Raw genomic sequence first — 16,806 nt, forward strand, 5'->3', positions numbered from 1 at the left:
GCTCAATACCGGATGCGCGGATCGAGCAGCACATAGGCAATGTCGATCAACAGGTTCATGATGAAGATCGCCAATGCCGAGACCATGATGACGGCCAACACGACGGCGAAATCGCGAAGCAGGATGGAATCGATCATCAGCTTGCCGATTCCCGGAAAACCAAACACCGTCTCGACGACGACGGCACCGTTCAAGATAGCGGCGGCCTGGTCGCCGATGACGGTGATCACCGGCAGCATGGCGTTGCGCAATCCGTGAACGAAGATGATCGAGTTGGAACGGACGCCCTTGGCGCGCGCCGTCTTCACGTAGGCGGAAGACAGAACGCTGATCATCGAGCCGCGCACCACCTGCAGAATCAGGCCAAAGGGCCGGATGAACAGCACGCTGACCGGCAGGACCCAGTGCCAGAAGGTTCCCGTTCCGGATGTCGGCAGGACATGAAGTTTGACGGCGAAAATGACGATCGCCACGATGGCAAGCCAGAAATCCGGGGCCGCAGCACCGATCAGCGAGAAGAAGGTGGCAAGACGATCGAAGACACCGCCGACGCGAAACGCCGCGAGCGAACCGATGACGATCGCGGCGACTGTGACCAGCGCCATGGTGATGACAGCCAGCCAGAAGGTCCAGACGAAGGCCTCCAGCACGACGTCCATGGCAGGACGAGCCTGCCGCAGCGACTGACCGAAGTTGCCCTGCGCGAGATCCGCGACATAACGGCCGAACTGGATGATCAACGGTTCATTGAACCCGTTCATTTCGCGGAATTGCTGGCGCATTTCCGTGGTCGCATCAATCGGCAGGTAGAGATCGGTCGGATCGCCGGTCAGCCGGGACAGGAAGAACACGATGACGATAAGCACCACGAGCGACACGCCGCTGGCGATCGCGCGTTTGCCGATGAAACTCTTCATGCCACTCCTCCCGAGTGAAACCCATAGGGACCGTTCGCCTGGTCTTCGCGTGTCCGCCGTCAGTTCCCTGTCGACAAGCGGAAACTGAAATATTAGTGTATCTAGAATTTTTGTGAACCCCCTTTCTCAAATTCATCAGCTCTTATCGACCGGCGGCTTCCGTCTCCAAGCGATATCGCCCGTGCCGATGATGGTTGCCCCAATGATGACCGCCGCGCCGATCCAGGTCTGGGGCGCAGGAATTTCCGAGAAAAACAAAAAGGCCATCAGCGCGACCATGGGCAGCCGGAGAAAGTCGAGCGGCGCCAGAACGCTTGCAGCCGCCATGCCGAAGGCGCGGGTGATCAGCGTCATGTTAAATGCCCCGAGTGCCCCTTGCATGGCGAGCAGCCCGAGTTGGCTCCAACTCGGCATCGACCAAACAGGCAGCATGACAATCAGGCCGAGCGGCACCGTCGTGATCAGGTTCCATGCAACCAGCCGGTCCGCGCTGTCCCTCAACGCCATTCGCCGCAGCATCAACTGGCTGGCCGCCGTCAAGACCGCTCCCGCCAGCGCAAAAAGCAGCCATTGGTCGAAAGCGGACGCTCCAGGGCGAATGATGATCATGACGCCGATAAAGCCTGCCACGATGCCAGCGACGCTGGAAACGCCGACACGTTCCTTGAGTACGAGCCACGCACCGAGAACGAGAAACATCGGCATGGTGAAATTGATCGCTGTGGCATCGGCCAATGGCGCATGCGCAAAGGCGATGAACAAAGCAACCAGCGAGGCAAGCTTCAGACCCGCACGCACGACATGCAGGACCCGGTAGGGAGAGGCTCTCAGACCAACGCGAGACACGATCCACGGCGAGACGGCTAGGAGCCCGAAAAACGATCGGAAAAAGCCGATCATCAATGGATGTACACCGCCGGCCAGCGAGCGCACGATGATTGCGTCGAGACTGTTTAACAAGGCGGCCGCCACCATCATGCAGACGGCAAGGCCTGTGCGACCGGGCTGCATTCCATTTCTCCTGATCGACGAGTGCAGCCCATGCCATATCGGTCGTTCGATACCGCAAGCGCGCTGACCAGCATCTGCAGCCACGGTCTTATCGCGATCCGCCAGCGGCCGTCCACACTAAAATACAAATATATTAGTTTTAAAAAATGCGGGCTGAGCGGCTTCACGTGACAACGGAATTACAGGGTTGCAAGAATCGAGGGAATACACTCTACGTCTGAGAATGAGCCGCAAAACGACCCGTGCTGGAGAAAATCACGCCGTCCCTCCTCTCGGGAAGGCCGGCTATATCTCCTCGGCCCGACAGTTCCGGCGGTGCGTGACCTCCTCACCACCGAATTAGCGGCCAGATGTAACCGCGACATCCCTCCCAGCTCTCGGGCCTTCGGAGCAGGACGGATAGGTCCGGGAATTTCACAACCCCACGTCTACTTACTCCATAAGGATATTTTCATGAAGCATATGCGCAATCTCCGCCTGATGATGGCAAGCACTGCCTTCCTGGCCCTCGCCGGCCCCTCCTTCGCGCTTGACGGCGCTGATATGATGAAAAAGCTCAATGCCGCTACCAGTGCCGGCGGCACGGTCATCACCTTCGAAAAGGCTGATGTCGATGGCGATACGGTAACCGCGACGGGCGTCCAGGTGGGATATGCAAACCTGCCCGGCGACACTTTGAAGATCGGCGAGCTCACCTTCGAGGGCGTCGAGGAGACCGAAGGCGGCGGCTATCACGCCAAAACCGTCTCTTTCCCGGATATCGACATGAGCCAGGAAGAAGGCCGCTTTTCCGCAAAGGACATCGAGATCGCGGGCCTCACGATTCCGGCCAATGCCACGGGCGAGACGCTGAACGACATCCTCCTTTATGAAACGGTCAGCACCGGGCCGATCGCTCTCAACATCAAGGGCAAGGACGTGTTTGCCATCGAGGGCATCGAGTCGAACCTCGAGCGCCAGGATGGCGGCTTTACTTATGACGCCAATGTCGCTGGCCTTAAAGCCGACCTGTCGCAGGTCGAGGATGCGAGCGCGAAGGACGCCATCGAGAAACTCGGGCTGACCACGATCGACGGCACGGTGACGATGAAGGGCAGCTGGGAAGTCGATAGCGGCAAGATCGCTGTCGACGAATACGCTTTCGACTTCAAGAATATCGGCCGGCTGAATATCGCCGTCGACTTCTCCGGCTACACGCTGGCCTTCGTCAAGTCGCTGCAGGAAGCGGTGAAGACCGCCGAGGCCAATCCGAACAAGGAAGAGGCCAACCAGGCCGTCGGCCTTGCGATGTTGGGACTGATGCAGCAGCTGACGTTCAACAGCGCCTCGATCCGTTTCGACGATGCCTCGATCACCAAGAAGGCACTCGACTATGCCGGCGCCCAACAGGGCGTCACGGGCGACCAGCTGACGCAATCGCTGAAAGGCCTTGTGCCGATCATGATGGCGCAGCTCAACCTGCCGGAGCTGCAGAACCAGGTGTCGGCTGCCGTCAACACCTATCTCGACGGGCCGAAGAACCTGACGGTCAGCGCAGCACCGGAAAAGCCCGTTCCATTTCCGATGATCATCGGCGCCGCCATGGGTGCGCCGAACACCATTCCGTCGGTCCTTGGCGTCAAGGTCACAGCGAACGACTAAGCTGGCGCGCCAGCAGCTGGAGGCGGGTTCGGACCTGCCTCCAGCTCCATTTCCCCAGCCGAGATTCGGCGATTTCCTGGAATTGCTCTACAGCTCGTCGCTGCGACGCCTCACGGCGTGCTTCAGCGCGATCATGTGTCTTCGCCGCTCCAGCATATAATCGGCATAGCCGACGCAGAAAAACAGCAACGTTGGGCCGGCGTAGATGATGATCAGGGCCAATGCGATAAGGATGAATGCGGTCGTCATGATCTTGTTTCCATCATATTGGTCGTGCCGCATTTAAAGCGGCGACAGCGGATAGGCCCTCATCTCGGCTTTCCCTGTCCTTATTTGATAAAAATTCGCCGGCTTCCTATTCGTTCCGTCCCCGATCGATTTCCATTCGCGCCGCGGAGGCGAAGCGCGGCCTTTCCTCCCGCATCGCCGCCGTTACGCGCTTCAGCAGCGGGACCGACAGCAAATCCTCCAGCAAAACCGAAAGCTTCGGCTTCCAGTTCGGATAGCTGTCGCTGGTGCCCGGAATATTGGTCGGCGCTTTCTCGTCGGTGAGATCGGCAAGCCGCACCGATGTCAGAAGCGATGGAGTGCGCGCAATGAAACGATAGGCGCTCACCGTCAGATCTTGCAAGGCTTCCTGGCTTGCCCGCGCCGCCGTGAGCCGGGGCGGCACGTCGAGGCCCGCGGCGTTGAAGACCGCTTTCAGATACCTCCGCTCGCGCCTGCGGTGTTTGAGATGTTCTTCGGTGATATCGGGCGGCACGATACCGTGTTCACAGCGATCCTGAATGTCGGCGCCGCGCCACCAGCCGGCAAGCGTTTGGTGGTCATGCGTCGAAATGCAGGCGAGCGCGAGGACCGGATAGGCATTGGCGGGCTTGAAGCCCTTCTCATCCTGTTCATAGGAAAGGATCCGGTAGGAGAGAATGCCGGCGGTAGCCAGATCCTCTTGCAAGCCTTCGGGAATCATTCCAAGGGACTCCCCTATGACAAGGCATCGATGTTCGGCGGAAACCTCGGCGAGGATCTGCAACAGCCGGTCCTCGGGATAGCGGACGTAGGCGCCGCTATCCGGCCTGCTGCCTAACGGAACCAGGAAAAGGCGGCGGATCGCCGGGGCGTGATCAATACGAATGGCGCCGGCGTAGCGCATGGCGGTGCCGACCATGCGCCGGTAAGGCGACATCTCCCCTCCGGCAATTTCGGACGGCAGGTATCCGGCAAGGTGCCAGTCCTGCCCATCGACGGCGAATGGATCGGGAGGACTGCCGATCGTGGCCTGCGAGACATAGATATCCGGCTCGCTCCACGTCGCCGAGCCGTCGACCGCCTCCCCGACGGCAAGATCGAGATAGAGTCCTATCCTGAGGCCGCCCTTGCGCGCCCGATCTGCCGCCTGCATCAGCTGGCGGTGGGCGAGCCATTGCAGCCACATGTGGAAGCGAACATCATCTGCATGCTCGCGTTCGAAATCGCCGACAGCGTCGCTGTCGAAGCGCTGGAACTCGGCCGGCCATCGTTGCCAGCCGGCGCCCGCCCCGCGCTCGACCATGGACGAGGAGAGGCATTCGAACAGCGCATGCAGCCGAAGGCTGTCGCCGCCATGCGCGACAAATGCGTCGAACTCGGCTTCGTCATCAACACGGCGTTGTCGCCGCGCCGACCAGAGATCACGAAGGGCTCCAAGCTTGGTCCGCGCGACGCCGATGTAATCGACGAGATCGGATTGGCGAAGGCGCTCCAATTCCTGTTCGAGTTCGGAATTGCCGGCAAACCCCGGCACCTGATCGACCGCGATATAGAGCGGGTTGAGATGCTGGCGGCTTGAAGGTTCGTAGGGGCTGCAGCGGTTGGGATCGGCGAGGAACGGCGCGTGAATCGGATTGAGGCCGATGAAATCCGCTCCCAGCGCCCCCGCCAGATCGGCCATATCGGCCAGATCCTGGAAGTCTCCAATACCCCAGTTGCGTGCCGACCGGATCTCGTAGAGCTGCAGACTCATGCCCCAGATCCGGGTATCAGACAGGAAATCCGGAAGAAACGACGCCGGGATCTTCCCTCGCGCCGGCTTCGCTTTCCACTGCGGCGCGCCGGCCTCTTGATCCGCCGTCAATTCAATATTCAATGCCGAGAGTATCTTGCGCTTGGTCGCGGCCGAGATCACCACCTCCCGGTTTTCGGGACTGGGCCTGGTCGGGCTGATGCCGTGGCGGCGGGCGAGTTTGTCGAGTTCTGCGGATTTCATCATTCGACCCTTTCCTCCCACCGCCGTCACGCCTCGCTCAGGCTCCAGATCACTGCCCAGGGCGCCAAACCGCCGCCGTCGCGTCCGCCGAGCCGGAGTATCGTCTCAGCATCGTCCGGCGGCGAGTCGTGCGCTGTCGCCTCGTCGCCGAGGTTGGCGCGCAGGTGAAGATGCCGGCCTTCCGCAAGGGGCCAATCCACTGCGATCGCATGTCCCGCCGAGCGGTAGACAGCGCTTCCGGCCGTCGCGCCTTTCAGCAAAGGAACGATCCTCCGGTGCCGGAGGTCGAGAAGCGTTCTGTAAAAATCGAGCACCTCGGAGGAAGCGCGTTTCGACCAATCCAGTTTGGCCGCAGCGAAGGTCGATGGCGCCGTCGGGTCGAGAAGGTCGTCGGCGTCGAAGCCCGGCAGGCGCGAAAGCTCCTCGCGACGGCCCTTTCTGACCTTCTCGTTCAGCTCCTCGTCGAAATCGCAGAAAAACGGGAAAGGTTCTGCAGCGCCCCATTCCTCGCCCATGAACAGCATCGGAATCTCGGGCGCCAGCAGATAGATTGATATGACGGCTTTGACGGCGTCGGCCGGGCTCGACGCCAACACCCGGTCGCCCAGCGCCCGGTTGCCGATCTGGTCATGGTTCTGGATGAAGGAGATGAAGGCCGTCGGCGGCAGGTGACCGCTCGGCCTGCCGCGGCTTGCCCCCCGATAAGGCATCGGTTCGCCCTGGAACACGAAGCCTTCCGCCAGCGCCCGGCCGAGCTTACCGGCGTCGCCGGCGTAATCGGCATAATAGCCGAAGGTTTCACCGGTGGCAGTGATATGCAGCAGATGGTGGACGTCGTCGTTCCACTGGGCGGTGAACAGCTTCGCTTCGCCTTTTTCGTCGCGCTTCAGCAGATCGCTGTCATTCTCCTCGTTTTCGACGATCAGATGAACGTGCCGGTCGCCGGCTGCAGCCCTGACGCGGCGGGCAAGTTCGTGAAGCAAATGCTCGTCGCTATCGTCCTTGATCGCGTGAACGGCATCGAAGCGGAAGCCGTCGAGCCTGAATTCGGTGATCCAGTAGATGGCGTTCTCAATGATAAATTCGCGGATCATCTCCGATCCGTCGCCGTCATAGTTGATGCCGTGGCCCCAGGGTGTCTTGTGATGGTCGGTAAAGAGCGGCGCGTAGGAAGGGATATAATTTCCGTCAGGCCCGAAGTGGTTGTAGACCACATCGAGGAATACCGAGATGCCGCGCTGATGGGCTGCGTCCACCAGCGCCATGAAATCTTCGGGCCGGCCATAACTGCTGTCAGGTGCATAGGGCAGCACGCCGTCATAACCCCAGCTGTAGCGGCCGGGGAATTCGCTGACCGGCATGACCTGCAACGCTGTGACGCCCAACTCCCTGAGATGATCGAGCCGCTCGATCGCGGCTGTGAAAGTCCCCTCCGGCGTGAAGCAGCCGATGTGCATCTCGTAGATGACCATTTCCTCCCACGGCCGGCCGCTCCAGTCGCTCGTCCTCCAGCGATAGGCGGTGAGGTCGACCACTTCGCTCGGGCCATGCGCATCCTGCGGCTGGAACCGCGAGGCGGGATCGGGAATTTCAAGACCGTCCGGCAGAACGAAGCGATAGCGCGTGCCGGCATGGGCATTCGGAACCGTGCATCGATGCCAGCCATCTTCCGCCGTCTGCATCGGCCGCGGATCGGCGCCTTCGATCTTCAACGACACGCTTTCATGCAGGGGAGCCCAGAGCCGAAACAGAATACCCTCTTCAGTGACTGCGGGGCCGAACGTCATATTGGTCAAGGGAAAGCCTTCTGTGAAGAGCATAGGATTTGGGTAACTTTTGCAGGAGCAAAAAGTTTCGTCCGCACGCGGACGCCATCGGGCATCCCTCGTTCAGCAAATGCTGGAAAGAGTATGACTCTATCCATCCCGAGTAGGATTTTATCCTACCGTATGCTATAACTATCCTGCAAAATAGGAGTGCAGCGTATGCGTTCGACGCAACAGATGAGCATCACACTTCCCGTGGAAATGGCGAAGCGAGTCAAGCAGCGGGTGTCCGACGGTGATTACGCCTCGGAAAGCGAAGTCATACGCGAGGGCCTGCGAGCTTTGCAGGAACGCGAGAATGCTGTCGAGCACTGGCTGCGAACTGAAGTCGTGGCCACCTATGATGCCCATAAGGCCGACCCCACAAGGGCCAAGCTTCTCGAAGAAGCCCGGAAGCGGCTCGAAGCACGCATGGACGAAATCGATCGGGAAGACGACTGATGAAGCGTTGCCATATGTCAAAACGCAACCAGTGGCTTGGTGAAAGCTCCGGACACTAAATTTGAAAGCCGCGCTTATGTTGTACAGCGATCAGCCGTGATGCGAAGATGACGACTATGGTCCACACTTTCAGCTTTGCCTCAATGTTTCTTATACTCGGGCTGTATACACCTGATCTGCCAGAGGACTTTTCCATAAAGTCGCTCGACTCCGTCGAAATTAAATGCCCCGGTTTTGGAAAAACTTCATCCGACGCGGTGCTTGTTGTGGAGTGCGATGGAAGCAAGCGGACGTTAAGACTCGCGAAGAGCTTAAACTTTGACGGCAGTTCCTACATTAGAAATCCAGACACTCATGCAAAGGAAATATTGTCGGAGGTCGGCAAGATTATAAATGAGGATTTAAATATAGAACGTCGCCATCTGACATTTTGCGATCCAACGGTAGACACTCTCGGCAGATGCAAGACAGTTTACACTCTGAGTGGCACGAGGGATTTTGATGAGGCAGCTTTGGCGATAAACCCCAGAGATAATAAAATGGATAGCTTTTCATACTTTCTGATCGTCTCCTGGGAGGTAGGCAAATAGAAAGTGGAAATGCTCCAACTCCACCCGTTCGGGTTCAACCTCATCCAAGATTTCGACCGCACTCCGCCGCTGCGTTTCGACCGTCACGCCGCCGCGACTTTGCCCGAGAGTGCCTTGTCCATCGCCGCCTGAAGCTGTTCCTGGGTGAAGGGTTTGGTCATCCGGAGCATCCGGCCGAGGCCGTGGTCTTCGGAAAATTCGGCATAACCCGAGGCAAGAATAATCGGCAGGCTCGGGAAGGCTGAGCGGAGGTGGCGCGCAAGCTCGGCGCCTGTCATGCCGGGCATCGCATGATCGGTGATGACGAGATCGCAATCTCGTCCGTCAGCGAGGAATTCCAGGGCCTGCGAGGCGGAAGATGCCTCGCGCGGCAGGTGTCCGAGATCCTCCAGCATCGCCACAGTTCCCGTCCGGACAAGCGCATCGTCGTCGACGACGAGAATGGCGAGCGGCCGTGATACCGGGTTTAAGGCTTCCGTCGCAGGAGGCTCGACGGCCGGCTGCGTCTTGACGAAGGCCTCGGCGACGGGCAGCCAAAGGGATACGGTCGTGCCCTTGTCCCTCGCGCTCAATATCTGGATCGAGCCGCCGGATTGCGCCGCCAGGCCATGAACCATCGACAGGCCGAGGCCGGTGCCCTTGCCGACCCCTTTAGTGGTGAAAAACGGTTCGGCAGCGCGAGCGACCGTTGCCTCATCCATGCCCTCGCCATCGTCCGACACCGATATCCTGATGTAATTGCCGCCGGCGAGGCCGGCCGGCCGACCGTCTTCGGCCGCTGCCGCGACAACCGTCACGGCGCCGCCGCTTTCGAGCGCGTCGCGGGCATTGACGAACAGGTTGAGCAGCGCCAGCTCCAACTGGTTGCTATCCACCAGAAGCGGAGCCAGATCCGCCGGAATGCGCTTGTGGATTTCGATGCGCGGCCCCACCGCCTTGGCGAGCAGATCCTCGACGTTTTCGAACAGCCTGAGGAAATCGACCGCCTGCGGCTTCAACTCCTGGCGGCGCGCGAAGGCAAGCAGGCGCTGGGTCAGCGCCGTGCCGCGCTCGGCCGCCTGGATCGCATTCGTCAGCAGGCGTTCGCTGCGTTCATCCGCCGGAAGCCGCTTCTTCAGGAGGCCGAGGCTGCCGAGCACCGCCATCAGAAGGTTGTTGAAGTCGTGCGCCACCCCGCCCGTCAGGTGGCCGATCGTGTCGAGCTTCTGCGCCTCGAACAATTGCGCCAGCGCTTCCTCACGCTCGCGCGTCCTTTGATCGATCCGGTGCTCCAACTCCTCGTTAAGCTCCCGCAGCTGAGCGGCTGAGGCCTCGAGTTCGGCGGTGCGCTGGCGAACCCGAGCCTCCAGTTCGGTATTCAACCGTTCGAGTTCCCGCGTCTTCCTGTAAAGATCGGCAAAGACCCTGACCTTGGCTCTTAGCACCTCAGGCACGATCGGGACGGAGACGTAGTCGACGGCGCCCACCGCATAGCCGCGCAACCGGTCGGGTTCGGCTAGCATCACCGCGGAAACGAAGATGATCGGGGTGTTCTGATAGCGCGGATGCTGCCGGATCATGCCGACCAGCTCGAAGCCATCCTGTTCCGGCATGCAGACATCGACGAGGATCACCGCGATTTCGGTGCGCAGTAGGTGCTCGAAAGCTTCGCGCGCCGATTGCGCCTTGATGAGGTTTTCCTCGAGTTCTTCGAGAATGACCTCGTAGCTCAGAAGTTTCGCAGGCTGGTCGTCGACGAGGAGGATGTTGACGGGGTTCATGACCGGATCCTCAGCGGTGCAGCCACATGCGAAGCGCCGACAGAAGCTGTTCGGTATTGACCGGCTTCGCCAGGTAATCGGATGCACCCGCTTCCAGGCATTTCTCGCGGTCGCCTTTCATCGCCTTCGCCGTCAGCGCCAGGATCGGCAGCCGTCGGAACCGTGGCTCCGAACGGATGACCTGCATCGTCTCGTAGCCGTCCATTCCCGGCATCATGATATCCATGAGCACGATCGCCACCGAAGGCTCGTTGTTGATGACGTCGATGGCTTCGCTGCCGGTCGTGGCCGTCAGTACCCGCATTCCCCGGCGTTCCAGTACGCTGCTCAGCGCAAAGATATTGCGGGCATCGTCGTCGACGAGCAGCACGGTCTCGCCGACGAGATCCTCGTCCGAGCTGTGCAGTTCCTGCAGGGTCGCCTGTTTTGCCGCCGGCAGGTCGGCGACGACCCGGTGTAGGAACAACGCCGTCTCATCGAGGAGACGCTCCGGAGACTCGACGCCCTTCACGACGACGCTTCGGGCCATACTGTGCAGCGTCGCATCTTCTTCAGGGGAAAGCTCTCGACCCGTGAAGACGACCACCGGCACCTCACCGATCTCGGCGTCGTCGCGTATCTGCTCCAGTACATCGAAGCCGGACATGTCAGGCAGCGAAAGGTCGAGCACCACGCAATCCGGCGGATCCTGCCTGAGGGCGGCGAGCGCTTCCGATCCGGAGCCGACACTTGTGATGTCGATGTCGTCATGTCCGAGAAGCGCGGTGACGCTCAGCCGCTCGGCCTCGTTGTCTTCCACCAGCAGCAGATGCTTGCGGCGCGGTTGCGCGTAGGCCTTCAAGCGCGACAGCGCCTTGCCGAGGCCCTCGGGCGTCGTCGGCTTGCTCATGAAGGCGAAGGCGCCGCGGGTGAGCCCATGCTGGCGATCCTCGTCGAGGCTGATGATCTGCACCGGGATATGCCGCGTCTGCGGATTCTGCTTGAGCTGGCTCAGCACCGTCCAGCCGAGCATATCGGGCAGGAAGATGTCGAGCGAGATCGCCGCCGGCCGGTAGTCCTGCGCGAGTGACAGCGCATCGCTGCCACGCATCGCCACCAGAACCTTGAATCCGCTGTCACGGGCAAGATCGACCAGGACACGAGCGTAATGCGCATCGTCCTCGACGACGAGCAGCACCGAATCGCCGGCCGCTATCTGGTGGCGATCGTCTTCCACATGTTCGATGGTCTTCTCGGCGCGGCGGCTGGCTGCCGCCTCGGCGAACTCCACCACATTGGCCGATGGAAGGGACTTCGGCGCAACCGCGCCGGCGCCGACATAGGTGAGCGGCAGATAGAGGACGAAGGTGCTGCCGACGCCCGGCGTGCTGCGCAGCTGAATCTCGCCGCCGAGCAGGTTTGCCAGTTCGCGGCTGATCGCCAGCCCGAGACCGGTGCCGCCATATTTGCGGCTCGTTGAGGCATCCGCCTGCTGGAACGCCTCGAAGATGATGCGTTGTTTTTCCGGCGGAATGCCGATGCCGGTATCGACGACTTCGAAGGCAATGACCGAAGGCGCGTGCCGGAGCGACGGATGATCCGGGGACCAGCCACCCGCCGCCAACGCGACGCGAAGCGTCACACCACCTTGCGCGGTGAATTTGAAGGCGTTCGACAGCAGGTTCTTGAGGATCTGCTGTAGCCGCTTCGAATCCGTGATGATGCTCTTCGTGACATCACCGCCGATCTCGACCGCAAACGACAGGCTCCGGTTTTCCGCCTCGTGACGGAATGGCCGGGCCATCACCTCAAGCAGGTTGCTGACGAAAATCTCCTCGGCATCGACCGAAACCGTTCCGGATTCAATCTTCGACAGGTCGAGGATATCGCTGATCAGGTTCAGAAGGTCGGTTCCGGCGCCATGGATCGTCTTGGCAAATTCGACCTGCTTGCCCGACAGGTTGCCGTCGGGGTTTTCGCCGAGCTGCTGGCCGAGAATGAGGATCGAATTCAAAGGCGTGCGCAGCTCGTGCGACATGTTGGCGAGGAATTCGGATTTGTACTTCGATGTCAGGGCCAGCTCGGTGGCCTTTTCCTCGAGCGCGCGCCGGGCCTGCTCGATCTCCTGGTTCTTCGCCTCGACTTCGACGTTGCGTTCTTCGAGCTGCTGCGCCTTCTGCCCGAGCTGCTCGTTAGTCTGCTGCAGCTCGCGCTGCTGCGTCTGCAGCTCGGCGGCGAGTTTCTGCGACTGCTTGAGTAGGCCTTCGGTCTGCATGGTCGCTTCGATCGAATTGAGGACGATGCCGATCGACGTTGTCAGCTGGTCAAGGAAGGACAGCTGCAGCTCGGTGAATTCGCCGGCGGAGGCAAGCTCGATCACCGCTTTCACCTGCCCCTCAAAATGCACCGGCAGCACGATCGCGCTTCGCGGCAGGGTCGTGAACACGCCGGAACTGATCGGAACGACATTCTCGGGAAGGTCGGTGACAAGAATCCGGCGAGCATCACTGGCGCACTGGCCGACAAGTCCCTGGCCGAAATCGAGCCGCGGCGGATGCGCCGCCTCGACCCCTTGCGCATAGACCGACAGAAGCGACAGGAACGGTTGTTCCTCATCGGCATCGACCTGGTAGATCACTCCCTGATGCGCGCTGACGAGCGGCGCCAGCTCCGACAGCAGCAACTTGCCCACCAGCGTCAGGTCGCGCTGGCCCTGCAGCATATTGGTGAAGCGGGCCAGGTTGGTCTTCAGCCAGTCTTGTTCGGTGTTGCGCTCCGTTGTCAGGCGCAGGTTGTCGATCATCGTGTTGATATTGTCTTTGAGTTCGGCGACTTCACCGCGTGCATCGACCTTGATCGAGCGCGTCAAGTCGCCCTTGGTGACGGCGGTCGCCACCTCGGCAATGGCGCGCACCTGCGTCGTCAGGTTGGCGGCAAGCAGGTTGACGTTGCCGGTCAGATCCTTCCACGTCCCCGCCGTACCTGGCACATTCGCCTGGCCGCCGAGGCGGCCTTCGACGCCCACTTCGCGCGCCACCGTGGTCACCTGATCGGCGAAGGTCGCAAGCGTATTGGTCATGTTGTTGATGGTTTCGGCGAGTGCTGCCACCTCGCCCTTGGAGGCGACGGTGAGGTTCTGCTTGAGGTCGCCGTTCGCCACAGCCGTCACCACCTTGACGATGCCGCGCACCTGTTCGGTCAGGTTGGCGGCCATGACGTTGACGGTGTCGGTCAGGTCCTTCCAGGTGCCGGCGACACCCGGCACCTGCGCCTGGCCGCCGAGCTTGCCTTCGGTGCCGACTTCGCGGGCGACGCGCGTCACTTCACCGGCGAAGGCGTTGAGCTGGTCCACCATGGTGTTGATAGTGTTCTTCAGTTCGAGGATTTCCCCCTTCACGTCGACGGTGATCTTGCGGGAGAGGTCACCGCGCGCCACGGCGGTCGTCACCTCGGCGATGTTTCGAACCTGGGTCGTCAGATTGGCGGCGAGCAGGTTGACGTTGTCGGTCAAGTCCTTCCAGGTGCCGGCGACGCCGGGAACGACGGCCTGACCGCCGAGGCGGCCATCGGTGCCGACTTCGCGCGCCACGCGCGTCACTTCGCCGGCGAAGGAGCGAAGCTGGTCGACCATGGTATTCAACGTATCCTTCAGCAGCAGGATTTCGCCGCGCACGTCGACGGTGATCTTACGCGACAGGTCGCCATTGGCGATCGCGGTCGCCACCTCGGCGATGTTGCGCACCTGCGCCGTCAGATTTCCGGCCATCGAGTTGACGCTGTCCGTCAGGTCCTTCCAGGTGCCGGCGACGCCGGACACCTGCGCCTGGCCACCGAGCTTGCCTTCGGTGCCGACTTCGCGGGCGACGCGCGTCACTTCGCCGGCGAAGGCATTGAGCTGATCCACCATCGTATTGATGGTGTTTTTCAGCTCGAGGATTTCCCCCTTCACGTCGACGGTGATCTTACGCGACAGGTCGCCGCGCGCCACGGCCGTCGTGACTTCGGCGATGTTGCGCACCTGGCCGGTCAGGTTGGAGGCCATGGAATTGACGTTCTCGGTCAGGTCCTTCCAAGTGCCGGCGACACCCGGCACCTGCGCCTGGCCACCGAGCTTGCCTTCGGTGCCGACCTCGCGGGCGACGCGCGTGACTTCTGATGCAAACCGGTTCAGCTGATCGACCATGGTGTTCAGCGTTTCCTTGAGTTCCAGGATTTCCCCCGAAACCGACACGGTGATTTTCTTCGACAAGTCGCCATTGGCAATCGCGGTCGAGACTTCGGCAATATTGCGCACCTGCGCCGTCAGATTGCCCGCCATGGAATTGACGCTGTCGGTCAGGTCCTTCCAGGTGCCGGCGACGCCGAGCACGTTGGCCTGGCCGCCGAGCCGGCCTTCCGTGCCGACCTCGCGCGCCACACGCGTGACTTCACCGGCAAAACCGTTCAACTGATCGACCATCGTGTTGATGGTTTCCTTCAGCTCGAGGATTTCGCCGGACACGGTGACGGTGATCTTCTTCGACAGGTCTCCCTGGGCGACGGCGGTCGCGACTTCGGCGATGTTGCGCACCTGTCCCGTCAGGTTGGAGGCCATGGAATTGACGCTGTCGGTCAGATCCTTCCAGGTGCCGGCAACGCCGCGCACATTGGCCTGGCCGCCGAGCCGGCCCTCGGTTCCGACTTCGCGTGCGACGCGGGTGACTTCCGAGGCGAAGGCGTTCAACTGATCGACCATCGTATTGATGGTTTCCTTCAGCTCCAGGATCTCACCCTTCACGTCGACGGTGATCTTCTTCGACAAGTCGCCATTCGCGATCGCGGTCGAGACTTCGGCGATGTTGCGCACCTGCGCCGTCAGGTTGCCGCCCATCGAGTTGACATTCTCGGTCAGATCCTTCCAGGTGCCGGCGACGCCGCGCACATTGGCCTGGCCGCCGAGCCGGCCCTCGGTGCCGACTTCGCGGGCGACGCGGGTGACTTCCGAAGCAAAGGCGTTCAGCTGATCGACCATCGTGTTGATGGTCTCCTTCAGCTCGAGAATTTCCCCCGACACCGTCACCGTGATCTTCTTCGACAGGTCGCCATTGGCGATCGCGGTCGAGACCTCGGCGATGTTGCGCACCTGCGCGGTGAGGTTGGAAGCCATGGAATTGACGTTGTCGGTCAAGTCCTTCCAGGTGCCGGCGACGCCGGGCACCTGCGCCTGGCCACCAAGCCGGCCTTCCGTGCCGACTTCACGCGCCACGCGCGTCACCTCGCCGGCAAAGCCGTTCAGCTGGTCGACCATCGTGTTGATGGTTTCCTTCAGCTCGAGGATTTCGCCCGAGACGTCGACGGTGATCTTGCGTGACAGGTCACCGCGCGCCACGGCCGTCGTCACCTGGGCGATGTTGCGCACCTGCGCCGTCAGGTTGCCGCACATGGCGTTGACGGAGTCGGTTAGGTCTTTCCAGGTACCGGCGACACCCGGCACCAGCGCCTGGCCGCCGAGCTTGCCTTCGGTGCCGACCTCGCGGGCCACGCGCGTCACTTCCGAGGCGAAGGAGCGCAACTGGTCGACCATCGTGTTGATGGCTTCCTTGAGCTGCAGGATCTCGCCGCGCACGTCGACGGTGATCTTCTTGGAAAGGTCGCCGTTGGCAACGGCGATCGTCACCTCCGCGATGTTGCGCACCTGCGCCGTCAGGTTCGACGCCATCGAGTTGACGCTTTCGGTCAAGTCCTTCCAGACGCCGGTCACTTCAGGCACTTGCGCCTGCCCGCCGAGTTTTCCGTCCGTGCCGACCTCGCGGGCAACGCGCGTCACCTCGGAGGTGAAGACGCTCAGCTGCTTGATCATCGTGTTGACGATATCGGCCGAGCGCAGGAATTCGCCTTTGAGCGCCCGGCCGTCGACGTCGAGGGGGACGGTCTGCAGCAGATCGCCCTTGGCGACCGCGGTGATCGTCCGGGTGACGGCCGTCGTCGGCCACAGGAGATCGTCGATCAGGCCGTTGATCGATCCCTCCATCTCCGACCAGGAACCATCCGACAGGCCGAAGCGCACGCGCGTGCTCGTGCGCCCGTCGCGACCGACAACCTGGCCGACATGTTCCAGTTGCTGGGCCATGCGCTGATTGCCGGCGATAATGTCGTTGAGGGCATCGGCGATCTTGCCGGTGACGCCGGTCAGATCCGACCGCATCCGCACCGAAAAGTCGCCGCGCCTGACCGCGACAAGGACCTCCAGGAGCGCGCTGGCATCGTCGAATGCCATGGTTTTGTGGTCGTGGCCATTGAGGCTGTCTGCCGCGACGCTGTCGCGCGCGCGTTCACTGGTTTGGTTGCTCACGAAAATCCCCCTCTTCGACGACTGGTAATTTAGTGCTCAACGCGGAAAATGGTATGGGCTATCCC

Annotated in this window: 10 protein-coding genes; 3 read left to right on the top strand and 7 right to left on the bottom strand. The window is 61.3% G+C overall.

Going from position 1 to position 16,806, the window contains the following annotated elements; all coding sequences use genetic code 11:
* Window positions 1–2: 2 nt before the first annotated feature.
* Both K6N12_RS04260 and K6N12_RS04265 read right to left on the bottom strand, forming a co-directional pair.
* Complete coding sequence (locus K6N12_RS04260; protein WP_097628053.1) at window positions 3–917, bottom strand: ABC transporter permease; 915 nt, start codon at window positions 915–917, stop codon at window positions 3–5.
* Window positions 918–1,052: 135 nt separating this feature from the next.
* A complete protein-coding gene (locus tag K6N12_RS04265) occupies window positions 1,053–1,928 on the bottom strand; it encodes a DMT family transporter (protein ID WP_097628054.1) in 876 nt (291 codons plus the stop codon).
* A gap of 453 nt (window positions 1,929–2,381) precedes the next feature.
* On the opposite strand from K6N12_RS04265, the gene K6N12_RS04270 reads away from it, so the two are divergent.
* Window positions 2,382–3,569, top strand: coding sequence for a hypothetical protein (locus K6N12_RS04270; RefSeq protein WP_097628055.1), 1,188 nt, complete (start codon window positions 2,382–2,384; stop codon window positions 3,567–3,569).
* 87 nt (window positions 3,570–3,656) lie between these two features.
* On the opposite strand, the gene K6N12_RS04275 is transcribed toward K6N12_RS04270, so the two are convergent.
* From K6N12_RS04275 to treZ, 3 genes are all read right to left on the bottom strand, one after another.
* Window positions 3,657–3,818, bottom strand: a complete 162-nt coding sequence (locus tag K6N12_RS04275; protein WP_003591297.1) for a hypothetical protein — start codon at window positions 3,816–3,818, stop codon at window positions 3,657–3,659.
* 106 nt (window positions 3,819–3,924) lie between these two features.
* Window positions 3,925–5,814, bottom strand: coding sequence for a 4-alpha-glucanotransferase (gene malQ, locus K6N12_RS04280; protein WP_179867153.1), 1,890 nt, complete (start codon window positions 5,812–5,814; stop codon window positions 3,925–3,927).
* A gap of 26 nt (window positions 5,815–5,840) precedes the next feature.
* Window positions 5,841–7,634 (bottom strand): malto-oligosyltrehalose trehalohydrolase, encoded by a 1,794-nt coding sequence (treZ, locus tag K6N12_RS04285; RefSeq protein ID WP_097628057.1) that lies wholly within the window; start codon window positions 7,632–7,634, stop codon window positions 5,841–5,843.
* Window positions 7,635–7,799: 165 nt separating this feature from the next.
* Here treZ and K6N12_RS04290 point away from each other — a divergent pair, with 165 nt between their 5' ends.
* Both K6N12_RS04290 and K6N12_RS04295 read left to right on the top strand, forming a co-directional pair.
* Window positions 7,800–8,081, top strand: coding sequence for a type II toxin-antitoxin system ParD family antitoxin (locus K6N12_RS04290; protein ID WP_097628058.1), 282 nt, complete (start codon window positions 7,800–7,802; stop codon window positions 8,079–8,081).
* A gap of 107 nt (window positions 8,082–8,188) precedes the next feature.
* A complete protein-coding gene (locus K6N12_RS04295; RefSeq protein ID WP_143541930.1) occupies window positions 8,189–8,671 on the top strand; it encodes a hypothetical protein in 483 nt (160 codons plus the stop codon).
* 83 nt (window positions 8,672–8,754) lie between these two features.
* Here K6N12_RS04295 and K6N12_RS04300 read toward each other — a convergent pair whose 3' ends face one another.
* Window positions 8,755–10,431: a response regulator gene (locus K6N12_RS04300; RefSeq protein WP_097628060.1), complete on the bottom strand. Its 1,677-nt coding sequence runs from the start codon at window positions 10,429–10,431 to the stop codon at window positions 8,755–8,757.
* A gap of 10 nt (window positions 10,432–10,441) precedes the next feature.
* Window positions 10,442–16,741 (bottom strand): HAMP domain-containing protein, encoded by a 6,300-nt coding sequence (locus K6N12_RS04305; RefSeq protein ID WP_097628061.1) that lies wholly within the window; start codon window positions 16,739–16,741, stop codon window positions 10,442–10,444.
* Between the last annotated feature and the right edge of the window lie 65 nt (window positions 16,742–16,806).

The sequence above is a fragment of the Rhizobium redzepovicii genome (assembly GCF_019793435.1).
Taxonomy (GTDB): Bacteria; Pseudomonadota; Alphaproteobacteria; order Rhizobiales; family Rhizobiaceae; genus Rhizobium; species Rhizobium redzepovicii.